Source organism: Yoonia litorea, from assembly GCF_900114675.1.
In the GTDB taxonomy this organism is placed as follows: domain Bacteria; phylum Pseudomonadota; class Alphaproteobacteria; order Rhodobacterales; family Rhodobacteraceae; genus Yoonia; species Yoonia litorea.
Genome location: NZ_FOZM01000001.1, coordinates 710,207 through 734,766, shown reverse-complemented (window position 1 = coordinate 734,766; position 24,560 = coordinate 710,207). Strand labels below are relative to the sequence as shown.

The 24,560-nt window shown below is 58.2% G+C and carries 25 protein-coding genes; 5 read left to right on the top strand and 20 right to left on the bottom strand.

Annotated features, from left to right (window positions below):
- Positions 1 to 23: 23 nt before the first annotated feature.
- The 6 genes from BM316_RS03890 to BM316_RS03865 form a co-directional block, all read right to left on the bottom strand.
- Complete coding sequence (locus BM316_RS03890; RefSeq protein ID WP_090204214.1) at positions 24 to 866, bottom strand: ABC transporter permease; 843 nt, start codon at positions 864 to 866, stop codon at positions 24 to 26.
- The gene (locus BM316_RS03885; RefSeq protein ID WP_090204211.1) at positions 863 to 1,786 is read right to left on the bottom strand and encodes an ABC transporter permease; all 924 of its coding nucleotides are present in this window, start codon (positions 1,784 to 1,786) and stop codon (positions 863 to 865) included. Before BM316_RS03885 ends, BM316_RS03890 begins: the two co-directional genes overlap by 4 nt.
- Before the next feature lie 45 nt (positions 1,787 to 1,831).
- A complete protein-coding gene (locus BM316_RS03880; RefSeq protein WP_090204209.1) occupies positions 1,832 to 2,611 on the bottom strand; it encodes an ABC transporter ATP-binding protein in 780 nt (259 codons plus the stop codon).
- A 43-nt stretch (positions 2,612 to 2,654) separates the two neighbouring features.
- Positions 2,655 to 4,109, bottom strand: coding sequence for a dihydropyrimidinase (hydA, locus tag BM316_RS03875; RefSeq protein ID WP_090204206.1), 1,455 nt, complete (start codon positions 4,107 to 4,109; stop codon positions 2,655 to 2,657).
- Positions 4,110 to 4,165: 56 nt separating this feature from the next.
- Positions 4,166 to 4,450, bottom strand: coding sequence for a GIY-YIG nuclease family protein (locus tag BM316_RS03870; protein ID WP_090204204.1), 285 nt, complete (start codon positions 4,448 to 4,450; stop codon positions 4,166 to 4,168).
- Between the two features lie 129 nt (positions 4,451 to 4,579).
- Positions 4,580 to 5,830 carry a Zn-dependent hydrolase gene (locus BM316_RS03865; protein WP_090204201.1) on the bottom strand — a complete coding sequence of 417 codons (1,251 nt, stop codon included), beginning with the start codon at positions 5,828 to 5,830 and terminating at the stop codon, positions 4,580 to 4,582.
- 163 nt (positions 5,831 to 5,993) lie between these two features.
- Here BM316_RS03865 and BM316_RS03860 point away from each other — a divergent pair, with 163 nt between their 5' ends.
- The 3 genes from BM316_RS03860 (at position 5,994) to BM316_RS03850 (ending at position 8,111) form a co-directional block, all read left to right on the top strand.
- Positions 5,994 to 6,596 (top strand): TetR family transcriptional regulator C-terminal domain-containing protein, encoded by a 603-nt coding sequence (locus tag BM316_RS03860; RefSeq protein WP_090207494.1) that lies wholly within the window; start codon positions 5,994 to 5,996, stop codon positions 6,594 to 6,596.
- 79 nt (positions 6,597 to 6,675) lie between these two features.
- Positions 6,676 to 6,963, top strand: coding sequence for a DUF1330 domain-containing protein (locus BM316_RS03855; protein WP_090204198.1), 288 nt, complete (start codon positions 6,676 to 6,678; stop codon positions 6,961 to 6,963).
- A 308-nt stretch (positions 6,964 to 7,271) separates the two neighbouring features.
- Positions 7,272 to 8,111: a bifunctional allantoicase/(S)-ureidoglycine aminohydrolase gene (locus BM316_RS03850; RefSeq protein WP_090204197.1), complete on the top strand. Its 840-nt coding sequence runs from the start codon at positions 7,272 to 7,274 to the stop codon at positions 8,109 to 8,111.
- Positions 8,112 to 8,224: 113 nt separating this feature from the next.
- On the opposite strand, the gene BM316_RS03845 is transcribed toward BM316_RS03850, so the two are convergent.
- From BM316_RS03845 to puuE, 3 genes are read right to left on the bottom strand one after another with little or no spacing between them, the layout of a single operon-like run.
- Complete coding sequence (locus BM316_RS03845; protein WP_090204194.1) at positions 8,225 to 9,661, bottom strand: uracil-xanthine permease family protein; 1,437 nt, start codon at positions 9,659 to 9,661, stop codon at positions 8,225 to 8,227.
- 59 nt (positions 9,662 to 9,720) lie between these two features.
- On the bottom strand, positions 9,721 to 10,206 hold the full coding sequence (locus BM316_RS03840) for an ureidoglycolate lyase (protein WP_090204191.1): 486 nt from the start codon (positions 10,204 to 10,206) through the stop codon (positions 9,721 to 9,723).
- Entirely contained in the window at positions 10,206 to 11,630 is a 1,425-nt protein-coding gene (gene puuE / locus BM316_RS03835; RefSeq protein WP_090207491.1) for an allantoinase PuuE, read from the bottom strand. The genes BM316_RS03840 and puuE overlap by 1 nt, the downstream gene beginning before the upstream one ends.
- Before the next feature lie 154 nt (positions 11,631 to 11,784).
- Between puuE and uraH the strand changes: the two genes are divergently transcribed.
- Positions 11,785 to 12,138 (top strand): hydroxyisourate hydrolase, encoded by a 354-nt coding sequence (gene uraH / locus BM316_RS03830; RefSeq protein WP_090204189.1) that lies wholly within the window; start codon positions 11,785 to 11,787, stop codon positions 12,136 to 12,138.
- Here uraH and BM316_RS03825 read toward each other — a convergent pair.
- Positions 12,135 to 13,055: a LysR family transcriptional regulator gene (locus BM316_RS03825; protein WP_090204186.1), complete on the bottom strand. Its 921-nt coding sequence runs from the start codon at positions 13,053 to 13,055 to the stop codon at positions 12,135 to 12,137. The genes uraH and BM316_RS03825 overlap by 4 nt on opposite strands.
- A 101-nt stretch (positions 13,056 to 13,156) precedes the next feature.
- On the opposite strand from BM316_RS03825, the gene BM316_RS03820 reads away from it, so the two are divergent.
- A complete protein-coding gene (locus BM316_RS03820; RefSeq protein ID WP_090204184.1) occupies positions 13,157 to 14,392 on the top strand; it encodes a urate hydroxylase PuuD in 1,236 nt (411 codons plus the stop codon).
- A gap of 46 nt (positions 14,393 to 14,438) precedes the next feature.
- Here BM316_RS03820 and BM316_RS03815 read toward each other — a convergent pair whose 3' ends face one another.
- From BM316_RS03815 to BM316_RS03770, 10 genes are all read right to left on the bottom strand, one after another.
- The gene (locus BM316_RS03815; RefSeq protein ID WP_090207488.1) at positions 14,439 to 15,113 is read right to left on the bottom strand and encodes an alpha/beta fold hydrolase; all 675 of its coding nucleotides are present in this window, start codon (positions 15,111 to 15,113) and stop codon (positions 14,439 to 14,441) included.
- A gap of 29 nt (positions 15,114 to 15,142) precedes the next feature.
- On the bottom strand, positions 15,143 to 16,267 hold the full coding sequence (locus tag BM316_RS03810) for a cobalamin-independent methionine synthase II family protein (protein ID WP_090204181.1): 1,125 nt from the start codon (positions 16,265 to 16,267) through the stop codon (positions 15,143 to 15,145).
- Positions 16,268 to 16,345: 78 nt separating this feature from the next.
- Entirely contained in the window at positions 16,346 to 17,329 is a 984-nt protein-coding gene (locus BM316_RS03805) for a cupin domain-containing protein (protein ID WP_090204179.1), read from the bottom strand.
- Positions 17,326 to 17,862 (bottom strand): DUF6653 family protein, encoded by a 537-nt coding sequence (locus tag BM316_RS03800; RefSeq protein WP_090204176.1) that lies wholly within the window; start codon positions 17,860 to 17,862, stop codon positions 17,326 to 17,328. Before BM316_RS03800 ends, BM316_RS03805 begins: the two co-directional genes overlap by 4 nt.
- 31 nt (positions 17,863 to 17,893) lie before the next feature.
- Entirely contained in the window at positions 17,894 to 18,877 is a 984-nt protein-coding gene (locus BM316_RS03795; RefSeq protein ID WP_090207485.1) for a nuclear transport factor 2 family protein, read from the bottom strand.
- Positions 18,874 to 19,893, bottom strand: a complete 1,020-nt coding sequence (locus BM316_RS03790; protein ID WP_090204173.1) for a LacI family DNA-binding transcriptional regulator — start codon at positions 19,891 to 19,893, stop codon at positions 18,874 to 18,876. The genes BM316_RS03795 and BM316_RS03790 overlap by 4 nt, the downstream gene beginning before the upstream one ends.
- Complete coding sequence (locus tag BM316_RS03785) at positions 19,890 to 20,654, bottom strand: SDR family NAD(P)-dependent oxidoreductase (protein WP_090204171.1); 765 nt, start codon at positions 20,652 to 20,654, stop codon at positions 19,890 to 19,892. Before BM316_RS03785 ends, BM316_RS03790 begins: the two co-directional genes overlap by 4 nt.
- An 88-nt stretch (positions 20,655 to 20,742) precedes the next feature.
- Positions 20,743 to 21,783, bottom strand: a complete 1,041-nt coding sequence (locus BM316_RS03780) for an ester cyclase (protein ID WP_090204168.1) — start codon at positions 21,781 to 21,783, stop codon at positions 20,743 to 20,745.
- A gap of 5 nt (positions 21,784 to 21,788) precedes the next feature.
- Positions 21,789 to 23,117, bottom strand: coding sequence for a histidinol dehydrogenase (hisD, locus tag BM316_RS03775; protein WP_090204166.1), 1,329 nt, complete (start codon positions 23,115 to 23,117; stop codon positions 21,789 to 21,791).
- A 117-nt stretch (positions 23,118 to 23,234) separates the two neighbouring features.
- Positions 23,235 to 24,287, bottom strand: a complete 1,053-nt coding sequence (locus BM316_RS03770; RefSeq protein WP_090204162.1) for an ABC transporter ATP-binding protein — start codon at positions 24,285 to 24,287, stop codon at positions 23,235 to 23,237.
- Positions 24,288 to 24,560: the final 273 nt, after the last annotated feature.

Below are 24,560 nucleotides of genomic sequence, written 5' to 3'. Positions count from 1 at the left end.
GTTATTGGGTCTTTATGACCTTCTTATCTTTGCGAAGGGTGCCAGAAGGTCACCCGTTTCTCCAGTAGGGCAATGGCCCCGTAGAAGCTCGATCCCGCGAGGGCAGCCACAACAATCTCGGCCCAGACCATATCCATCGCAAGCTGTCCGACAGATGTTGATATCCGAAATCCCATCCCGACCGTCGGAGAGCCAAAAAATTCGGCAACAATGGCGCCAATCAGGGCAAGTGTTGTCGCGATCTTCAGCCCGTTGAAGATGAACGGCAGGGCCGCTGGCAGCCGGAGTTTGAAAAGGGTTGTCCAGTAGTCGGCCGCATAGGTGCGCATGAGGTCGCGTTGCATGGCCGTGGTGTCTCGCAGTCCGGCCACCGTATTCACAAGGATCGGGAAAAAGACCATCACGGCCACGACGGCTGCTTTGGATTCCCAATCACTGCCATACCACTTCACAAAGATCGGGGCTGTGCCGACGATGGGAAGTGCGGCCATGAAACTGCCGACAGGCAAAATCCCCTTGGTCAGGAACGGGGAGCGGTCTGCGATCACAGCCACCACGAAGGCCGCAACCATGCCGATGATAAATCCGGTGAGCGCCCCCTTGATGATGGTCTGCACGAAATCAGCGAAAAGGATCGGGATCGAATTTACAAATCTTGAGGCGATGGCCGATGGTGCTGGCAGGATCACAGCGCTGACGTCAAGCATCGTCACCAGCACCTGCCACATGGCGATGATTGTCACGCCGAAGATCACCGGGATCGCCAGTGAAACCGTGCGGCTGTCCGAAGATGCACCATGCGCCAGGCGAGCGTTGATCCACCACCCCAAAGCGCCGATGGCCAGTGCGATGATCCAGGCCGTCATGCTGCCATCCTCATGCCCATGCGGCCCAAGGTCTTGCGCTCAATCAGGCTGATCGCGGCCACAAGCAGTGCGGCTGTGATTGCCGCCCCGAAAAGGGCCGCCCACGTCAGGATGGGTTGACCGTATTGGTCGCCGACCAGCATACGCGCACCGAAACCGGCGCGGGCGCCCGTTGGCAATTCTCCGACAATTGCACCCACCAGAGAGGCTGAGATTCCGATTTTCAGCGACGCAAAGAGATATGGCATCGAGCCGGGCAAGCGCAGCTTCCAGAACGCCTGCGGCCCGCTTGCATTGTATGTATGCAAAAGATCAAGCTGCATGTGATCGGGGCTGCGCAACCCCTTCACCATCCCGACGACCACCGGAAAGAAGCTCAGATAGGCCGAAATAATCGCCTTTGGCAAAAGCCCCTGCACGCCAATAGATCCCAGCATCACGATCACCATCGGGGCCAGTGCAAGGATCGGGATCGTTTGCGACGTGATCGCCCAAGGCATCACGGCCTTGTCCATGGTCCTGTTATAGACGATGCCGACCGCAAGAAGTATGCCTGCGGCCGCCCCGATAAGAAACCCAAGAAGCGTTGCCGAGAGCGTCACCCATGCGTGATAGATCAGGCTGCGCCGTGACGTCGGTGCGACGGTGAAGACGCTCTTGTAAAGCTCTGCTGCGACCTGATGCGGGGATGGGAGGTTCGGGCGATCCAGCGTGTAGGTCATCCCCCAAATCGAGGTGTTCTGGAGTGCCAGAGAGATTGCGCCGACCTCTTGCCGTTCTCTGGGCGTCTCAGGTGTCACGGCGATATCCTGCCGCCCGGCCAGATCAGCGGTCAGATGAATGTTCATCGGTACGACAGCAGCCGTCCATATTGCAAAAATCACCACGACAACCGTCGCAATAGGGAGCGCAGACCTCAATTCGCCCTCCCAAGTCGCTCACGACTTATGCGCAGGCACGTCAGATCAGTCATCAGCATGACCCAGACGCAGACCTTCCCTGACCCGATGCGCGATGTCGATAAACGTTGGATCATCGCGGATATCGAGAGGCCGTTCCTTTGGAAGGGGGCTCTCAATCACGTCGGTGATCCGACCGGGCCGCGGCGACATCACGACAATCTTTGTGGAAAGATAGACCGCCTCGGTGATGGAATGGGTCACAAAAGCAATCGTTTTGCCGGTGCGAGCCCACAAGGCTAGCAGTTGCTCGTTCAAGTGATCGCGGACAATCTCGTCAAGTGCGCCGAAGGGTTCGTCCATCAACAGGATTTCGGCATCAAATGCCAATGCGCGGGCGATTGAGGCCCGCTGCTGCATCCCGCCTGATAACTGCCATGGAAACTTCTTTTCAAAGCCTGCCAGTTCGACCAGTTCAAGCACGCGTTTGACGCGCGCCTTCTTCTCATCTTCAGAAAAGCCCATGATTTCAAGCGGCAGGCGGATGTTGCCTTCAAGCGTGCGCCATGGATAAAGACCAGCGGCCTGAAACACATAGCCATAGGCGCGTGCACGGCGTGCAGCATCAGGGCTCATGCCGTTGACCGAAAGCGTGCCGCCGGTCTGCGTTTCAAGCCCCGCGATGCAGCGCAAGAAAGTGGTCTTGCCGCAGCCAGAAGGGCCGATGAAGCTGACAAAGTCACCCTTTCCGATGTCGAGGTTCACATCGGACAATGCGTGAACGGGACCGTCATTGGTCTGAAATGTCAGATCCAGCGAACTGGCGGAAATTACGGGTGCGGTCATTGGGTATTCGTCACGGATACTTGGCACATCAAGACTTGGCAGATCAAACCCCCGTCGCAGGAATACCTGTCCGCTCAACAGGGCGCGGTGCGGTCAATTCTTTCCAGGTGCTGAGCGCCTGATTAGTCACACCGTTTCCGGGGCGCTTGACGAATTTTCCGTAGCCTTCTTCGGTGCGGACTTCGCCGTCGTGGATCGCGACCTTGCCACGGGTCAGCGTAAAGCGCGGCAGACCTTTGACCTTCTGTCCTTCAAAGACGTTGTAGTCGATCGCCGATTGCTGCGCCCCGGCCGAGATCGTCTTTTCCTTCTCAGGGTCCCAGACCACCAGATCGGCGTCTGCGCCCACGAGGATCGCACCTTTTTTCGGGTAGCAATTCAGGATCTTGGCGATATTGGTCGATGTCACGGCCACGAATTCATTCGGCGTCAGCCGGCCAGTGGCCACCCCATGCGTCCAGAGCATCGGCATCCGGTCCTCAAGCCCGCCGGTGCCGTTGGGAATCTTGGTGAAATCACCGACGCCATAGCGCTTCTGTTCGGTTGTGAATGCACAATGGTCCGTGGCAACAACGGAAAGCGAGCCTGACTGCAGACCGGCCCAAAGGCTGTCCTGATGCTTTTTGTTGCGGAATGGGGGCGACATGACCCGGCGTGCCGCATGGTCCCAGTCGGCGTTGAAATATTCGCTTTCGTCCAGCGTCAGGTGCTGGATCAGCGGCTCGCCCCAGACGCGCTTGCCCTGCTGTCGGGCGCGGCGGATGGCTTCATGCGCTTCCTCGCAGGATGTATGCACCACATAGAGCGGCACACCGGCCATGTCGGCGATCATGATCGCGCGGTTGGTGGCCTCGCCTTCAACCTGGCTGGGCCGCGAATAGGCGTGCGCCTCTGGCCCGGTGTTGCCTTCGGCCAGCAGTTTGGCGGAAAGCTCTGCTACAACATCGCCATTTTCGGCATGGACCATCGCAATCCCGCCCAATTCCGCGAGACGGTTGAAGGAAGAAAAGAGTTCGTCATCGTTCACCATCAACGCGCCCTTGTAGGCCAGGAAGTGCTTGAATGTGTTGATGCCGCGCTCCTCGATCACGGTTTTCATGTCGTTGAAGACCTGCTCGCCCCACCATGTCACAGCCATATGGAAGGAATAGTCGCAGTTGGCACGGGTCGATTTGTTGTCCCAACGCTTGATCGCGTCCAGCAGGCTTTCGCCTTGGTTGGGCAGGCAGAAGTCCACAACCATCGTTGTCCCGCCCGCAAGTGCGGCGCGCGTCCCGCTTTCAAAATCATCGCTGGAATAGGTGCCCATGAACGGCATTTCCAGATGCACATGGGGGTCAATCCCACCGGGCATGACATAGCAACCGGTGGCGTCGAGTTCTTCGTCGCCCTTGAGATCAGCGCCAATCTCGATGATCTTGCCGCCATCGATCAGGACATCCGCCTTGTAGGTCAGATCATGTGTGACGATGGTGCCGTTCTTGATGACTTTGGTCATTTTGTTGTCTCCCTGTCTTCACCCGCCCCGGACTTGATCCGGGGTCTCGCACCGGATCAGATCGGGATGTGGGCCGTGATGTCTTGCCAGTGTGGATTTGTCGCTTCGATCAATTGGTTTTTCCAGTCGCGCCGCCAACGCTTGAGCGCGCGCTCCCTCTGCAAGCTGGTCGCAAAATCGTCCTGCACTTCGAACCAGACCAGCCATCTGATCTTGTATCTGGACGTGTGCACGGAAAGTCCCGCGCGATGTTGCTCGACCCGAGCACGCAAGTTCCGCGAACGTCCGATGTAGATCGCGCCCCTCGGCCCCGAGGCCATGATGTAGACGAAATGCTGCATAGGTCCCTGATCCCGCAGCATGGTTAAGACGAGGTTTACGCTGATCTCGCCCCAGACTTGATCCGGGGCCTCTGGCAAAGAGAGTGGGGCCCCGGATCAAGTCCGGGGCGGTTGATGGAAGCGAAACTGTCACCCCACAATCTCCGCTGTTTCCAGCACCGCATGCATCAGCACATCTGCACCCGCCGCCGCCCATTCAGGGCTGATTTCTTCGGCCTCATGGTGGCTCAGCCCATCCACGCAAGGGCACATCACCATCGCTGTCGGATAGAGATCATTGATCCAGCAGGCGTCATGCCCAGCACCCGAAACAATATCCATGTGGCTGTAACCCAGTCGTTCGGCCGCGTCGCGGACTGCCTTTACGCAGCCTTCGTCAAAGGCGGGCGGGTCGAACTGGCCAACGATTTCACAGGAAAACGACACACCGATCTCTTCGCAGAGCTTTGGAGCGCGTTCTTCAAATTCTGCGACCATCGCGTTCAGCTTGTCCAAAAGGTGTGTGCGCATATCGACGGTAAAGACCACCTTGCCGGGGATCACGTTGCGGCTGTTGGGGTAGACGTCGATGTGGCCGATGGCACCAACGGCGTTGGGCTGGTTCTTCATTGCGATCTCATGGACCAGTTCGGTCACGAGCGCGAGACCACGGCCCGCGTTCTTGCGCATATGCATTGGCGTTGATCCGGTATGGCTTTCCTTGCCGGTCACGGTGCATTCGATCCAGCGCAGGCCCTGTCCGTGAGTGACGACACCGATATCCTTGCCTTCGGCCTCGAGGATCGGTCCCTGTTCAATGTGCAATTCAAAGAAGGCGTGCATCTTGCGCGCACCGACCTTTTCATCGCCTTTCCAGCCAATCCGGTCGAGTTCGTCGCCGAACTTCTTGCCGTCGGCATCAACGCGGTCGCGCGCCCATTCTAGCGTGTGCTTGCCTGCAAATACGCCAGAGGCCAGCATGGCAGGTGCAAATCGTGTGCCCTCTTCGTTGGTCCAGTTTGTGACCACGATCGGGTGTTTTGTCTTGATATCGAGATCGTTCATTGTGCGGATGATCTCCAACCCGCCGAGCACGCCCAGCACCCCATCGTATTTGCCGCCAGTGGGCTGGGTGTCGAGGTGGCTGCCCACATAGACCGGCAGTGCATCAGGGTCGGTGCCTTCGCGACGCGCGAACATATTGCCGATTTCGTCAACACCCATCGTGCAACCGGCCTCGTCACACCATTTCTGGAACAAATGGCGGCCTTCGCTGTCGGCGTCGGTCAGCGTCTGACGGTTGTTGCCACCTGCAACACCGGGGCCGATCTTGGCCATTTCCATCAGGCTGTCCCATAGACGCGAGCCATTGATGCGCAGGTTTTCTCCGGGTGCAGGCATGGTGAGGCTCCTTGTCGTAGTTTGACCAACTGGTCAAAACAACGCTATCAGTTGCCCATTGGCAGTCAAGTTCTCTGCCAAAAGAGCGGGCATTTGCGTTGAACAAGGGCAAACCATTGATATCGCGGAAGCGCTACGCCCAAAAATGCAGCAAAGGGCGGGCATGAAAAAACCAAAAACCCGGATTCAGTTGCGCAACGAGGCGATCATCCTCGGCGCGAGTCTCGATGTTTTTTCGCAGTTCGGATTTCGCGGCTCGACGCTTGACCAGATCAGCGAAGCCGCCGGTTTGTCGAAGGCGAACCTACTTTATTACTTCCCATCCAAAGAGGCGATCCATGCAGCTCTTCTGGCGCAGTTGTTGGAAACGTGGATTGATCCGCTCAAGCGCCTCGATCCGACGGGTGATCCGGTGGAAGAGCTTTTGGCCTATGCCCATCGCAAGCTCGATATGTCCAAACGGTTTCCGCGCGAAAGCCGCCTCTTTGCCAATGAAATCCTGCAAGGTGCGCCACATATCAACAATGTTCTGCAAGGAGAGCTGCGCGACCTGACCGATCAGACGCATCAGGTGATTACCAAATGGGTCGAGGCTGGTGCGATCCGCCCTGTCGATCCCTATCATCTGATCTTCACGATCTGGGCGCTGACGCAGCATTATGCAGATTTCGCCGTGCAGGTCCGCGCAATCATGGGCGATCAGGACCCCTTTGAAAGCGCTGGCGACTATCTGGAAACCCTGTTGCGGCGTTTGCTGACGCCTTGATGCAACCGCGCCTTTTCTTCATGCGAAAAGGATTGCATGGTCGCACGAACTGTTTGCTGTATGCGGGAGGAAAACAAGCATGGCCGTCTATGCCATTATCCAGGTCGACGTAAAAGATTCAGAGGCTTACGCGAAGTATGCCGAATTGGCGGGCCCCGCTGTCGCGAAATACGGTGGAGAGTTTCTGGTGCGCGGCGGGCAGGTCGAAGTCATGGAAGGCACGACAAAGCCGCGCTGTGTGATCATCCGTTTTGCCGATATGGCAACGGCCAAGGCCTTCTATCATGGCGAGGAATACCAAGAGGCGCTGAGCTATGGGCTTCCCGCCTCGGACCGGGACTATAAGTTTGTTGAAGGTGTCGACTGAAACGAGCGGGCTGGGAGGCCGTCCGACGATGCGCGGTCTGCGTCGCATGACGAAACGCGTTGTTTTGCGGGTCTGATGACATGTTGTCCCTTCCTCGTTGTGCACCGGATCTGACCGCCACGCGGATCAGGCTCTGTCGCAAGGGCATTGATGATTAGCCCATTGCTGGGAGATGCGCTATGTCTCGGTTTTCCGCGCAATGCCGTGCATTATCAAAACTAACCGAAAAGTCTTGTCGGGGAATGCCGGGTGGTGTCGGGCAAGATCGAATTCCATAATCGGTTCGGGATTTTATCTTAGGATTCAGCATGTCCGGCAAATACTTCGCGCCCACCGGCGGTCATCCACCGCAAACCCAGCTATTGACTGACAGGGCAATTTTCACAGATGCATACGCGGTGTTGCCCAAAGGCACGATGCGGGACATCACGACGAGCTTCCTCCCCTTTTGGGAGAAAACACGGCTGTGGGTCATCGCCCGCCCCATGTCAGGTTTTGCAGAGACCTTCTCGCAATACATCATGGAAGTGGCCCCCGGTGGCGGGTCTGAGCGCCCGGAAACAGACAAAAGTGCGCAAGCTGTGCTTTTCGTTGTTGAAGGCACCGCGACGCTGACCGCTGAAGGCGAAACACATCATTTGACCGAAGGCGGCTACGCATATCTGCCAGCGGGATCGGACTGGCAGCTTCACAATACCTCTGATGCGATGCTGCGGTTTCACTGGATCCGCAAAGCCTATCAGGCCGTTCCGGGTCTTGGCCTGCCAGAGGTCATCATTGCCAACGAACAGGATATCGCACCGACCGTCATGCCTGATACCGACGGCAAATGGGCGACGACCCGCTTTGTCGATCCGGCGGATTTGCGCCACGACATGCATGTGACCATCGTCACGTTCGAACCCGGAGCTGTTATTCCGTTTCTGGAAACGCACGTGATGGAGCACGGGCTTTACGTCTTGGAAGGCAAGGCTGTCTACAAGCTCAACAACGACTGGGTCGAAGTGGAAGCCGGTGACTTTATGTGGTTGCGCGCGTTCTGCCCGCAGGCCTGCTACGCCGGTGGTCCCGGCAAATTCCGGTATCTGCTTTACAAGGATGTAAACCGGCATATGCCGCTTGGTCACGCGCCGCTCACCAAGGCTTAAGACACAAATCCGCAGCACATTTTGCACAAAGCGGCTGCGCTGCCAAAAAGCTCTGTAACAAACAAAAGGCCCGGTCAAACGACCGGGCCTTTCACTTTTTCTATGCGCGTCTGTTAACGCCCGTCGTCTGCGGCCAGAGCGCCTTTGCCGTGACCATGCAGACCGCCAGACACTTCCTCTGTCGACTCTTCAGTCAGTTCCTCTGGCAGGATCAGATTGAGGATGATCGCGAGGAATGCTGCTGGCAGCAGACCCGAAGTCATCAGGATGCGGGCTGTGTCAGGCAGACCGGCAACAGCGGCAGGCTCCAGTTGCAGACCCAGACCGATGGACAGCGAGATTGCGAAAATCACCATGTTCCGGCGGTTCCAGTTGACGTCCGACAGCATCGAGATGCCAGCCGCGACAACCATGCCGAACATGACGATGACGCCACCTCCCAGCACTTCGATAGGAACAGTGCGAATGACGCCGCCCACCTTGGGGATCAGGCCGCAGACGATCAGGAAGATCGCACCGCAAGTGACCACATGACGTGACATGACGCCCGTCATCGCGATCAGCCCGACATTCTGGCTGAAGGACGTGTTCGGGAAGCCGCCAAAGACACCGGCGAGCGCCGTGCCGAAACCGTCAGCATATGTCGCGCCTTCGATTTCCTTTTCTGTTGCTTCGCGGCCCGCACCGCCTTTGGTGATCCCCGAGACGTCACCCACGGTTTCAATCGCCGAGATAAAGGCCATCAGGCAGAAACCGATAACCGCAGCGGCCGAAAACTCGAAGCCGTACTTGAATGGCTGCGGCAGTGCGAAGGCGGCTGACCGCTCCCATGACCCGGTGACGGCAGCCCAATCGAGGATACCAACGCCCAGAGCGTAGAAGTAACCGACAATCAGACCGATCAGAACAGCAGAGATCGAGAGCATACCGGATGTGAAGAACTTGAGCCCCAGTGTGACAAAGATCACGACCAAAGCCGCAGACCAGTTCAGCAGACTGCCGTATTCAGGTGTTCCGATGGCAGGCACGCCACCGGCTGCATACTGGATGCCGACTTTGACCAGCGCGAGACCGATCATCGTGACCACAAGCCCCGTCACAAGCGGCGGCAAGGCAAAGCGGATCTTGCCGATAAAAAGACCCAAGACCGCATGGAACAGACCACCAATGATCACACCACCAAAGAGAGCGGCCAGACCATCAACGCCTTTCCCTGCAACCAGCGGAATCATGATTGGAATAAATGCAAAGGATGTGCCCTGCACGATCGGCAGCGCCGCGCCGACCGGCCCCAGAGTGATTGTCTGGAGCAGTGTCGCAACACCCGCAAAAAGCATCGACATCTGAATGAGGTAGAGCAGTTCTGGAAAGTCGGGGCTATTTGACCCAAACCCGAAACCTGCGGCACCTGCCACGATGATGGCCGGTGTGACGTTCGAGACGAACATCGCCAGTACATGCTGGATCCCCAGCGGGATGGCGCGGTGCAGCGCCGGTGTGTAGTTGGGATCGCGGAGCTGCTCCGGGGTCCCGATTGCGTTACTTGCCATTGTCCTGTCCCTCCCTTTGGACATCTGGTGCCGGCCTCTTTTTTCCGGCAGTCAGCTGATCACCCGACGATTGTGTAGGGTGTTTCAAACCAGTGCTCCTGTAGGTTCGGACCCTCCCCGATCCGATCCACAACAGCGAAAAGCCCGGGCGCATGCAGGGGTGTCAGCACCCCGTGCCACGTGCCGCGTGCAAAGTTGATCCCCTGACCGGGGGTTGTGATGAAAGCGCGTGGTTGACCGGGTGTGCCGCCCTCATCAGGGGCCACAACAACCACAAACGGATCAAAGCTCATGGGCAGAAACGCCTGACTGCCGTCAGGGTGGCGTTCGACCATATCAAGCGCGATGGGCAAGCTGCGGGGCTCTGCCTTGAAAAGGCTTATCCCTGCCCGCCCGTCAACGATGTCGATACGCGCGCGGTCATGGTAGCGGCCACACAGGCCCTGATTGATGATCTTGTCGGGATCACCTGCCACGTCGAGCACATCACCAAACGGTGCAAAGGCCTCCGCCGTCAGCGGTTCAAGATGAAGTTGCGCCCCCATCAGCCAAGCTTCTCGATCAGGCGCAGTTCGGCGATGCGTTCGACCTGTTTGCAGGCTTCTGCAAATTCGGTGTCGCGATCATTCCCGATCCGGCGGTGGAAGGCTGCGAGGATCGAGGCTTTGTCGTTATCCTTCACCGCGATGATGAAGGGAAAGCCGTGGCGCGCAACATAGTCGGCATTGAGTTGTTGGAACATCGCGCGCTCATCGTCAGTCAGAAGATCAAGCCCGGCACCTGCCTGCTCTGCGGTGCTTTCGGCAGTCAGCTTGCCTGCTGCAGCCAGCTTGCCGGCCAGGTCAGGGTGCGCCTTGAGAACGTTAAGGCGCTGTTCTTCGGTTGCTGACCGGAAGATCCGCGCCAGGGCGCTGTGGACCCCTTGGGCGGTGTCATGCGCCGGCCCCAGTTCCAGGGCGTGCGCACCTTCGGCGATCCACGGGCTGTGCTCGAAAATGCCACCAAAAGTGGCAACGAATGTGTCACGATCCATTTGTGACGGGCGTGTTTGGGACGCGCGTGTTTGGGACTGGGCCGGATGCTCCTTGGCCCAGTGCTCTGCAATCTCAAGACGGGTGGCGAACCAGACACCTTCGTGCGCTTTCATATGATCCAACACGCGCTTGAGCGCCGCGGCACGGCCCGGACGCCCGATCAGACGGCAATGCAGTCCGATCGAGAGCATCTTTGGCGCGCCAGCCTGCCCTTCGGCGTAAAGAATATCGAAACTGTCACGCAGGTAGCTTTCAAACTGATCGCCTGTTGTGAAGCCCGCCTGAATGGAAAAGCGCATGTCGTTGCAGTCCATCGTGTAAGGCACGATCAACTGGTCTGTGCCGTCAAAGGACATCCAGTAAGGCAAATCATCCGCATAGCTGTCTGCGACATAGGCGAACTGCCCTGTCTCTGCGGCCAGTCTGACCGTGTTCATCGAGCAGCGGCCCGTATACCAGCCACGCGGCGCTGTGCCGGTCACTTCAGTATGGAGCCGGATCGCCTCGGCAATCTGGGCGCGCTCTTCCTCTTCGGACATGTCTTTATGTTCGATCCACTTGAGCCCGTGGCTCGCGATTTCCCAACCGGAGGCCTTCATCGCGGCTACCTGCTCGGGGGCGCGTGCAAGTGCCGTGGCAACGCCGTAGACCGTCAGAGGCGTATCACCAAGTAACCGGTGAACCCGCCAGAACCCGGCACGGGCACCGTATTCATAGATGGTTTCCATGTTCCAATGGCGCTGACCCGGCCAGGGTGCCGCACCTGTCATCTCGGACAGGAAGGCCTCAGAGGCCGGATCACCATGCAGGATGTTATTCTCGCCGCCTTCCTCAAAGTTGAGGACAATCTGCACGGCAATCTTGGCCCCATCTGGCCAATTCGCAGCAGGCGGGGTTGCACCATAACCAGTCAGATCACGTGGATAGCGTTGCACAGGTCGGAATCCTTTTTCAGTCATTCATTATTCTCTAAACCAATTCAGTGGATTTAAATTTCAAATAATAGCGAAAAGACTATCTTGAATGCGAAGCTTTGCTGAAGTCACTCGGCTCTGGCAAAACGGTGCAGACCGAGACAGGAGACTTACAATGAGCGGCTATTTGACAACACACGTCCTGGACACCGCGCGCGGATGCCCGGCTGAAGGCCTCAAAATCGCGCTTTTTCGCATCGAAGGTGAGACGCGGACCCACATCAAGACGCTTGTGACCAACGATGACGGGCGCACGGATGAACAGATACTGCCGGCTGACCAATTCGCCACTGGCACCTATGAGCTGGTATTTCACGCTGGGGCCTATCTGGATGCGACCGGCACACCGCCTGAAAGCCCGCGGTTCCTCGACATGATCCCCATCCGGTTCGGCATGTCCGAACCGTCGCATTATCACGTGCCGCTTTTACTGTCGCCATTCAGCTATTCGACCTATCGCGGCAGCTAGCCTGAGACATCTCCGTCACGCACGATTGCACTGATCCGTTCGATGATGAACTCCATGAAAAGGCGGGACTTCGGGTCCTGCCCCCGCCGATGGGTAAAGAGACAGGCCATCTGGATCGGCTCCGGTGGCGTTGCTTGTGCCACTGGCACCAAGCGGCCTGCCCTGATGTGATCGGCCACTTCGAAAAGCGGTTTGAGCGCAATCCCCTGCCCGCTCAGCGCCCAGTCGGTCAGAACATCGCCATCATCGGATTCGCAGCGCCCGCTGACACGGAACCGCTTTGGGCCATCTGGTGTGATCAGACGCCATTGGAATTCGGTCGCGCCCGGATAGCGCAGGTTCAGGCATTCATGCTTTTCAGCGATCAATGCATCCCCGTCTGCAGGATTGCCGCGTGCGCTGATATAGTCCGGTGAGGCACAAAGAATGCGCGGGACGTCTGCAATCTTGCGAATGCGCAGGTTGCTGTCTTCTGGCTGGCCCAGAAAAAAGGCCAGATCCAGACCTTCGGTCGTCAGGTCCACCCTTCTGTCCGTCAGGCGCAGCCGCATACTGATTTCAGGATAGGCCTCCAGAAACGCCGGAACATGCGGCGCAATCAACCGCCTGCCAACGCCAAGCGGCGCTGCGACATATAGCGAGCCTTTGGGATTGTCTGTGATGTCGGCAATCTGTGTCTCTGCATTCACCAGCGCCTCAAGGACCTCGCAAGCACCGCCATAAAAGGCGCGGCCCTGCTCCGTGGCTGTCAGGCTGCGCGTGGTCCTTTGGAAAAGACGCACGCCAAGATGTTGCTCAAGCTGGGAAATCCGTGCCGAGGTAACGGCCGCAGAAATCCGCATATCGCGCGCCGCCGCAGACATGCTGCCCAATTCATAGACCCGCACGAAGGTCTGGATGTTTTCGAGATAGGACATTTACTTGGATTTTTTGATACTGTTTGGCCTATCGTCTGCATACCAGAACAATATGCTTTGCGATAGTTTTGTGCCAATTCGCGCTCAGGAAGGATCACCGCATGTATGATTTGGCAATTCTATGGGACTGGATCGCTTTTTCAGTGCGCTGGTTGCATGTCATCACAGCCATGGCGTGGATCGGCGCGTCGTTCTATTTCATCGCGCTTGATCTGATGCTGAAGCCTGCGCCGAACATGCCCGAAGGTGCATACGGGGAAGAATGGGAAGTTCACGGCGGTGGTTTCTATCACACCACCAAATACCTTGTTGCCCCTGCCGAAATGCCGGAGCACCTGACCTGGCATAAGTGGCAAAGCTACATGACGTGGCTCTCAGGTGCGGCCCTGCTGATGATTGTTTACTGGGTCGGCGGAGAGCTGTTCCTGCTTGACCCGACCAAGGTCGATCTAGCGCTGTGGCAGGGCATCCTGATCTCTGGCGGGTCACTGACGATCGGCTGGTTGATCTACGACCAGATGTGCAAATCCAAGCTGAGTGAGAATCCAACGCTGCTGATGCTGCTGCTGTTTGTCATGCTGGTGATCATGTCATGGGGCTATAACCAGATTTTCACTGGCCGTGCTGCCCTGCTGCATCTGGGTGCCTTCACGGCGACCATCATGACCGCCAATGTCTTTTTTCAGATCATGCCAAACCAACGCATTGTGGTTGAAGACCTCAAAGCGGGGCGCACACCGGATGCCAAATACGGCAAGATCGCCAAGGTCCGTTCGACCCATAACAACTATCTGACGTTGCCGGTTGTGTTCCTTATGTTGTCGAACCACTACCCGCTGGCCTTTGCGACGGAATATGCATGGATTATCGCGAGCCTGATTTTCCTCACTGGCGTGACGATCCGGCATTACTTCAACACGATGCACAAGACCGGCAAGGGGCCGCATTGGACATGGGCTGTGACGGTTCTGTTGATGCTTGTGATCGCGTGGCTCTCGACCGTGCGCACCGGTGAGACCTGGCAGGAGGCCGAGGCCCGCGAACTGACCCCCTACGAACAACGCTACGCTGACGCCGTCCTTTTTGATGAGGCCTACAACACGGTCATCGGCAACTGTTCCATGTGCCATGCGCGCGAGCCGGTCTGGGGCAATATGCAGTGGGCGCCAAAAGGCGTTTATCTTGAGGCTCCCGGCGACGTTGCGCGCCACGCCGACCAAATTTACCTGCAGGCTGGCGTGAGCCACGCTATGCCACCACCCAATGCGATCCAAATGGACCCCGAGGCCCGTGAGGTCCTGGTCGCTTGGGTGCGTGAAGTCCGCAATGGCGGGTGAGTGTCTGATCTCAAATGGATTTTTTTGATCCGACCGGCCAGCCCTTCTAGTGATCTGGTATTGTGCCCAGCCAGTGTTTCAGCGCGGCTGTGGTTTGATCGGCCGCTTCGAGGGTCGGCAGGTGGCCTGCTTGCGGGATAATTTCAAGGTGGCTTTGCGGCATCAGCGCGTGCATCAGTTCATGTCGGTGGATCGGGCAAAGCGTGTCCTCTGCCCCGCATAAAACAAGCGCGGGACCGCGATAGGCAGCCAGTGTCCCTTGCTGATCAGGGCGCGCGGCAAGGGCGCGCGACTGGTTGATAAATGCCTGCGGCCCAAGGTCCAGCGCCATCGCCATGCACAGATCGAGAATGGCTTCGCGATCAGAGGTTTGCGCAAGATAGTTCGGCTTCATCTCGTCTCGCATGACGCTGGCCAGACCACCCTTATCGACCTTGTCAATCTGGCCGTCACGACGGGCTGCCACCTCGGGTGCCTCGGCCAGCGGATTGGTATCCATCAAGGCAAGGCCTGCGATACGATCTGGTGCCTGGCGCAGCACCTCCATCGCGACGATCCCACCCATCGACAGTCCGGCGATGGCGAACCTTTCCGGCGCGTCCTGCAGGATATCGTTTGCCAATGCCGCAACAGTCTGGTGTGCGTGGATTGGCATGACGCGGACGTCGCGCGCGTCTTCGAGAGCGGCAACCTGCGGTCCAAAGAGCCGCGCGTCGCACATCATGCCAGGCAGGAGAACGAGGGGTGTGGTCACGACGTGAGTTTGGCACCTTCGACGAGCGCTTCGAGCTTGGCGTAGGCGATCTCAGGATCAACAGCACCAAAGCCTGCAAACGTGCCAAAGCCACAGTCGGAGCCAGCAATTACACGCTCTGCGCCAACAATATCGGTAAATCTTTCAATACGTTGCGCGACGAGTTCAGGGTGTTCGACAAAGTTGGTTGTTGTATCAACGACACCTGGCACCAGCACCTTGCCGGAAGGGATTTCATTCTTGCGGTCGCGGAAAACGGTCCACTCGTGTCCGTGGCGGGGATTTGATGTCTCGAACAGGACGTAGCGGGCCTTGGCGGACATCAGCGTATCGAACATTTTGGACATCGGAATGTCGCAGACATGGGGTCCTTCGTAGTTGCCCCAGCAGATGTGGATACGGACCTTTTCGGCCGGCACATCGGCGAGCGCGTGGTTCAGAGCCTCGACGTGGCTTTGCGCAATCTTGATGAACTCATCATCGCTTAAGTCATTGAAAAGCATATGTCTTGAGAGCGCGAGGTCTGGGCAATCGAGTTGCAGGTCCAGTCCGGAGGCGACGATGGTTTCGTATTCCGCCTTCATCGCATCGGCCAAAGCCGCGAGATAGGCTTCGCGGGTTTTGTAGTAGTCGTTTTGCAGGAAAAGCGAGATCACGCCGGGCGATGCGGCGTTCATAAAGCCGCGCTCTGCCCCGTGGGTGGACATGGCGGCTTTGAGGTTGGCGATATCCTTCTCAAGCTCGCCCTGCCCTTTGGATTTGACCTCGCCCACACACATCGGGCGCGCGTATTTAGGTGTACCGCCGTCATCAGCCAAGCGCTTGAGAAAGCTGGGAAATTGCTTGAGGTCAGCGGGTGCATTACGTGGACTGTCGCCGTCAAAACCGGTGTAGCGGTCCTTGACGTAAGTGGCATAGGAAATCTTCGAGGTCTCGCCGTCGCTGACGATATCGATCCCTGCATCCACCTGCTTTTTGACAGTCTCAGAGACCGCTTCTGTCATGGCCGCATCAAAGGCGTCGGCGTCGTAAGCCTCTTTACGCTCGCGGGCAAAAATGTAGTCCACGACCTCCTGTGTGCGCGGCAATGACCCCACGTGCGTTGTTAAGACTTTCGCCATCTAACCTCTCCTGATGCGTATGATTTCTGTGCACAACCTGTGCACCGGACGTACACAGGCTGTGCATACGGTTTTCTGTTAACCTTTCCAGGTCGGACCAGCGGGATCGCCGGTTGCGACGACGTGATACAGGCTCGCCTCACCTGTCATCGACGGAACCGCGTTGTGGGGCAGATCCTCTGGAACGGACATGGTGTCACCGGGTGCGAGGGTGGCGCTTCCGGCCTCATATCCATTTCCAGCCTCCCAGTTGACGCGCCAATGCCCGCGCATTGGCATAAGGACTGAGGGATATCGATGGGTGTGCATCTCTTCGGAGGCCGAGTTGCGGTTCATGAACCCGACTTCAAATCCCGGCTTGTCCTTCAGCAATCCGTTCTCGCCGATCACCTGCACGGGGGTCTTGTCGGCCATGGCCATCATATCCCAGTAGCGGGCCACATGGTTTGGCAGAACGTCGCGTGTTGAAGGCTCTGGCCGTTTGGCCAATTCGGCATCCGACATCAGCGGCATCGGCGCGACACCTTCGGGCAGGCTTTGGCCCTTTTTGCTGTCGTAGAGTTTGCCGTTCTCACCAAGGATCAGACCGTGGTCGGCGGCATCTTCGATCACTTGCGGCGCCCACATCACGCCGCCACCGGCGTCGTCACCGCCGAGGATTGCCATGATCATCCCGTAATCGGTGCCGATGTTTTCGAAACCGCGGAAGATGCCGGTCGGGATGTTGAAAATGTCCCCCTCTTCCAGCACGACCTCACCGGCTGTCCCGTAGCGGCCCCAGAAAAACCGCCAGCGGCCCTTGAGGACAAAGAAAGCCTCGGCTGTGTGGTGGTCATGCAAAGAGTTCCGGCATTTGGGCGGCTGACCCGCAGCGCCGATGTTGAAGCCATGCGGGATCGAGATATGGACGTGCTGATCTGGGCTTTCGGAAACGCCGCCACCGATGATGGTGAAGTTCTCTTTCTGGTCAGAGCCGGGTGTATGCGCGTCGATAAAGGCGGTCTTGCAAGGTTGCAGGTCGCCATAGCGGACAATGCGGGATTCCATCTCTTGCGGGGTCATGGTTGATCTTTCAGTTGAGGTAAGGTCGGTGCCGGCATCGCCGCACCCATTGGAATGTCAGTCAGTTCGACATGGAGCCAGACCATCCGGTCCACGAACCATGCCTTTGAGATGATGGTGCCAGCGACGCCCAAGATCGTGATCCACGGATCGAGGACGATCACACCCCAAATGGCGCAGAGCGCAAAGAACGCAGCAAAGCCGGTTGTGGCGTGCGCGACGGGGACATGGTGCGCTGGCACATCATAGCGATCGCGGGCCAACCAGATACGCTCGCCCAGAACCCCGCGCGACATCCACGCCCCGAAATCCTTGGGTTCGGCAAAAAGGCGCGGGTTGAGCCAGATCCACAGCACGATGAGCAAGACCAGTGGCACGGTCCACCATCCGATCCAGACCCTTGCGTAGATCGCCAGAAAGAGCGGCGCCATCCCGAAGAGAAACCGTGTCCAGCCGCTGAGCGGATTGGCATGACGCCGCCATGTGGCGTCATCCATCTTCATCAGTTTTTCAGCGGCGCTGTAGATATCCATGGTTTCGACCCTGCGTGGTGGCGTCCTTTCGTCAGCTTTGCTGCATCAGGATCTGTTTCCAGATGGCGACTTCATCATAAAGCGCCCATTCACGGCGCAGGCCGATGCCATCAGGCCCGTAGGGTCCGAACTCTGCGTGGCACATGCCCATGACGTGGACATGCGCGCCTGTGGGCTCGCCGAAGACGCCCCACCCGTCATGCTTGCCATCGAGTGACCAGCGGACAGCGGCGCGGGGGGAAAGCATGTTGCCTTGCATCCCGATCTGATGGTGGATCTTGAATTCCGCATGCGGGAAAGACGCGCGCAACCCGACCCAGAATTCCAGAATACGCTCCCAGCCGACGGCGCGATTGGCCCCGGCGTATTCACCGATGCAGGCGCGGTCATAGCTGTCACGGATATGGGTGAAGTCGTGGTTCATAATCCGGGTCAGCGTATCGGCGTATCGCTGACCCCATTCATTGTCATTGCCGGTGCCGTGATAGCCGCCGTCCACGTCCATCGCAGGTGTGAAAGGTTTGCTGCACTTGTCCGGCCCGCCCTCGCGCGCGATCAGGGCAGATGCGTAATCGCGCGGGTCCATGCCCAGTTGCCTGACGATGCCGCCGTAATCGCGGATCAGCCATTCGTCGTAGATCGTGTCTTCCTTGGCCGCACAATCCGCAATGACATAGATCTGCCAAGACTTGCCGCTGGCAGCGCCGAATTGTCCGTCACGGGTATGGGTGGCCTTGGTCAACAGGCGGTGTGACGACAAAAAGCCAGTGTCTTCATCACCGGACCAGATGACATCTTCGCCCAGAAGCTCGCGGTCGGGGAATTCATTGATGGTCGCCATGGTCGAGGCAATGACGGCCTGATTACCGCGCTGGATTCCCATTGGCGAACGGACAGGAATATCAGGCGCATAGTAATGGTTCAGGGTCCCGACGCCGCGGTCCTCCCAGATTTCTTTGGTGATGCCGATGATATAGTCTGGGAAATCTTTCCAACGGTTTGAAAAGCCCTTCATGTCTTCCATCCTTCCGGGATACGTGCCGAACCGCGCACCTTCAGTGGTCCGTCAAGCGCGATGCGGCGAGGTTCTTTATTCTGGTTTTCGATCTGATCCACGAGGATCGCGACCGTCTCGGCGACCATGCGATTGGCCGATTGCCGGACGGTGGTGAGGTTGTAGGCAGGCCAGGCGGCATTGGGCACATCATCATAGCCCACAACAGAGACATCGCCTGGCACCGAGAGGCCCAGTTCAAAGCGCAGCACGTCCATGACCGCAAAGGCCATGTGGTCGTTGCAGGCAAAGACCGCATCAGGGTGGTCGGGGCGGTCAAACATCCGCCGCGCCGCCTCTGCCGCTTGCAGATGCGCGAAGTTTCCAACCTCGCGGGCCACAATTTGCTGGCCTGCCATCTCGATGCCGGCACGGAAGCCGAATTCGCGGTCCCGCTGGGTTGAGGCGTCTTCCCATCCGGCGATGTAGCCGATCTTTTCATGGCCGCCTGCGACAAGAAATTCCGCCAGTTTCCGTCCGCCAGAGACGTTGTCGGATGTTACCGCAGAGAAGTTGTCGCCAGACTGCGCACGGTTGAAAAGCACGACCGGCACGCCGGCTTCTTCGCAACGGTTTGTCAGTTCTGAGGACAGCGCGACGGAGGCCGCGACGATGCCATCGACCTGATAGTCGAGGATTTCCTGAATGACATGATCTATGTCGCCGGCGATCTGTGGCGCCATGAAGACAAGGACGTGATAGCCTTTTGCCTGCAGCGCGTTCGACAGTTTTTCCAGCACCTCAGGATAGAACTGGTTGTTCAGATACGCCACAAGCAGGCCGATCATCCGCGATTTCCCGGACACCATCGCGCGCGCGAGGATATTGGGCCTGTAGCCAAGCTCCATTGCGGCGCGGCGGACCTTGGCGGCGGTCTTTTCAGAGGCGGATGCCCCCGGCGTAAAGACACGGCTGACGGCAGACTGGCTGACGCCTGCGCGTTCTGCGACCTCCAAGGCTGTGACGCGGCTCTTCATGCGGCTGTCCACCCTCCGTCAATCAAGAGCGCACTGCCGGTGATCATGCCAGCGGCGTCTGAAGCAAGGAAAACAGCCGCGCCCGAGATATCCTCGACCTCGCCCACGCGCGGCAATGCGATCTTGTCTTCGATCCACTGGCGTTTCACCGGATCACCAAAGGTCGGGCGCGTCAGGTCCGTCAGTATAAACGTCGGGCAGATCGTATTGACGCGAATGTTGTGCGGTCCGAACTCGATCGCCATGGCTTTGGTGAAGCCCTCGACCGCGTGTTTGGTGGCGCAGTAGACGGCACGGTCGACGCCGCCGACATGGCCCATCTGGCTGGAGATGTTGATCAGACTACCAGCCTTGCCAGCCGCGACCAGACCTTTGGCGACGGCAACGCTGAGAAAATAGGCCGCTTTGACGTTGATATCCGACACCGCATCGAAGTCCGCTTCCTGCGTTTCAAGTGCTGCAGAGTGGCGCGCCAGCCCAGCGGAGTTGACGAGAATATCAAACGGGCCAGCCTCGGCGATCTTTGCGGTGGTCTCGGAAATGTCAGTGACGTCCATGGCCAGTGACCGGGCCTGCCAGCCCTGCCCCTTGATGGCATCTTCGAGGGTGCGCAGCTTGTCGGCCCGCCGTGCGGCAAGTGTCACTTCTGCCCCGGCGGCGGCCAGTGCCACGGCGCAAGCCTCACCAATACCGGAGGACGCGCCCGTCACCAGCGCACGTTTTCCATCAAGCCGGAAGGAAGGGACTGCTGGCAATGTCATCGCTTTTGCCCCGCGATTGGCTGGTTATGTTTGAACGGCGCGGACTGCCCCTTCTGGGCGAGTGTCGCCGCCTGATATGCACGCCCCCTCATGCCGCCTCCCCCGGAGGAATGCTGATCGGCCCGAGGTTGCGCGCCTTGTTGAATTCACGCATCCGGCCCAGAACATCGACGCCGATCTGGCGGTAAACATCCAGAAGATCGACCAGCACCCAGTTCTCACGGATAAGGCCATCCTCGACCCGCCAGAAATCTAGACTGCGCATCAGAACCTCTTTGTTGACCGGAGGGATTCCCATCCAGCCGTCGCCCGTGATTGTCAGGCGCATGTTCGGCCAACCAGTTTCGCAGACATAGGCACCTTCGGCAAACCAATGGGACATCAGATCGCCCATCGCATCGAGTTTGCGGTCGGGCATACCGCGCAGGAACGGGGCCTGATGCCAATGTCTGAAACCGTCAATCCCTCGCGCTGTTCCGATCCCTGACGGGCCGTACCAGTTGACTTGAGGGTGCCAGTATTTCTGCAGGTTCATCACCTCAGGCCCGCCTTCTGAGGGATAACGGCAGAGGTCGGTGAGCATTGCCACCACATGTTCATAGGTTGCCTGACCATCGCCTGACGCGGTCAGCCCGTCACCGCTCATCGGGGCCGGTGTGCAGAGGAATGCGCCCAACTGCGGAGACATTGGCCACGCCCGCGCCTGCATCATCAGTTCGGGAATGTCCCAGATCGCCTGCATCTCGACAATCTTGCCGTCCTCGATGCGGAAGAATTCGTGATACCGCATATGCACGAGGTTTCCGGTCGGCGGAATATCAAGGAGCGGGGCGAGAAACGTCCCCATGTAATTTCCCATCGCACCGATCCAGTTCTGACCCTCGTCAGTCGTTCCCGCAAGAAGGATCATGTCGCGGCGTTCCAGATCAGGGATCGCCGCGCGCAGTGGCACCAGACAGGTGTCGAGATATGCAGCACCGCCTGTCAGTGCGCCGAATGGATGGCAGAGGTGAAGGGCCGCGTCATCAGCGAAGAGCGCCGTCACTGCGTGACGGATCTTGTCTGCCGATGCACCCGCCACCGCCTTTTGGAAAGGCGCATAGAGTGATTTGAGCTCCGCAGGCGTCATCTGGATTATTCCGCAGCTTCCTGTGGCATGACCGCAGCACCGTAAGGCACATTGCGCCCGCCGTAGCGACGCACACGGATGTTGCACTGCTCGGCATGACCGACAAAGCCTTCCAGCATACACAGACGTGAGCCGTATTCACCGATCATCGTCGCAGCCTCGTCCGTCAGAACCCGCTGGTAGCTGTGCGTTTTCAGGAACTTACCGACCCAAAGACCACCAGTATAGCGACCGGCCTTTTTGGTGGGCAGCGTGTGATTGGTGCCGATGACCTTGTCCCCGTTCGCCACGTTCGTGCGTGGACCAAGGAACAACGCGCCGTAGCTGTGCATGTTGTCGAGATACCAATCATCACGGTCGGTCATGATCTGCACGTGCTCATAGGCCATATCGTTGGCGACCTGCAGCATCTCTTCGTGGCTGTCGCAGACAATCATATCGCCGTAGTCACGCCAGCTCGCCGATGCGGTTTCAGCCGTTGGCAGGATGGTCAGCAACCGGTCAATTTCTGCAAGCGTCGCATCGGCCAGCTTGCGCGAATTGGTGATCATGCACGCCGGAGAGTTGTAGCCATGCTCCGCTTGCCCCAAGAGATCAGTCGCACAGAGTTCAGCGTCAACGGTCTCGTCTGCGATGACCATTGTTTCGGTCGGACCTGCGAAAAGGTCGATGCCGACGCGACCGTAAAGCTGGCGCTTGGCTTCGGCCACGAAGGCGTTGCCGGGGCCGACAAGCATATGCACAGGTTCGATGGATTCCGTGCCGATGGCCATTGCGCCGACGGCCTGAATGCCACCAAGCGCATAAATCTCATGCGCGCCGCCAAGGTGCATCGCGGCCACGACAGCCGGGTTGGGCTCGCCCTGGAACGGCGCTGTGGCCGCAATAATGCGCGGCACGCCCGCAACTGTTGCCGTGGCGACCGACATATGCGCCGAGGCGACCATTGGAAACTTGCCCGCAGGCACGTAGCATCCGACAGACTGCACAGGAATGTTGCGATGGCCAAGAACGACACCCGGCAGGGTCTCGACTTCGATATCCAGCATTGAGTCCCGCTGGGCCTGCGCAAAGTTGCGCACCTGCTCTTGCGCGAATTTGATATCTTCCATGTCGCGGGCGGAGACCTTGGACATGAGCCCCTCGATCTGACCATCCGTCAGGCGGAAGCTGTCAGGGCTGTAGTTGTCGAACTTCTCCGACATTTCGCGCACGGCCGCATCGCCGCGGGCCTCAATATCTTTCAGGCCGCTTTCGACAATGCCGCGGACCTTTGCATCCTCGGCTGCTTTTTCGGATTCGGGTTTGGAACGTTTAAGAAAGGTGATTGCCATCTTCTGTGCCTCACAGTTCGGGATTCTCGGGGCGCTATTGCGGCGCGCTCGCAGGCCTCCCAGCCTGCGGTTGCGCGGTCATGGTTCGCCTGTTGTGGTGATCTGTTTCATAGCGGACTAGTTCTGAAGTCTCTGGCCGGAGCCCGCGTCAAAGAAATGGCACTGATCATGCGGGATCGCGATGCTGACAGGGTCGCCGATCTCGGCACGGAAGGATTTATCGGCTTTGACGCTGACGAGTGACGGACCGATCCGCACGGTGATCATTGTGGCGTCACCAAGAAGCTCAAGCGAGTAGATGTTGGCGGTGATCTGACCCTCACCGGCGGTGGCCAATGACGCATCCTCGGCGCGGAAACCAAGCGTGACATCACCGTCTGGCAATCCGGTTCCGGCGACGGATGTCTTGGGTGCGGTGAAGGTCCCGCCAGAGACGGTGCCGTCGATCAGGTTCATCGCCGGACTGCCGATGAAGCTTGCGACAAAGGTATTCGCCGGGTTGTCGTAGATATCGGTGGGTGTGCCGACCTGCTGGACCACACCCTTGTTCATCACCACCACACGGTCAGCGAGCGTCATGGCCTCGATCTGGTCGTGGGTCACGTAGATTGTCGTGACCGCCAGCTCGTGGCTGAGGTTCTTGATCTGCGCGCGTGTTGAGACACGCAGCTTTGCATCAAGGTTGGAGAGCGGCTCATCCATCAAAAAGACGTTGGGTTCCCGCACAATCGCCCGCGCAAGCGCCACGCGCTGACGCTGGCCCCCTGAAAGTTCCGCGGGCTTGCGGTGAAGGAAATCATCGAGTTCGACCATCGCCGACGCGCGCATGACCTTCTCGTTATGGGTTGAGGGATCAATCCCGCGCACCTTCAATGGAAAGCGGATGTTTTCGTAAACCGACATATTGGGATAGAGCGCGTAGCTCTGGAACACCATGGCGACATCGCGGTCTTTGGGGTCAAGGTCGTTGACCCGCTTTCCATCAACGAGGATTTCCCCTTCGGTAATACCCTCAAGCCCTGCAATCATGCGCATCGTCGTTGTCTTGCCACACCCCGACGGGCCAAGAAGCACCAGAAACTCGCGATCAGGGATCGTCAGGTCGAAACTTTGGACGCCGACAAAGCTGCCCCAACGCTTGGAAATACTCTTGAGCTGGATTTCGGCCATGATTCCGCCTTCAGTTTTGGGTGCGTATGCAAGAAATTTGCATCATTGGCTGATCTTGGCAAGCGAAACTTTTTCGGCGATAAGCCCGCATCTTTGGCATCGCGCAACAAAACGATGAATATTAGACAGTTCGGCAGCGTCTACCCCTTACAATTCTCTTGCTACAATCAGAAAATTGCGCATAGTTGAATGCATGCGAATGCAAAAAAGGTGATTCAATCACTGCTAACCTGCGGCAAAGTCCGCAAAATCGGGTCCGAAAGGGAGGATACC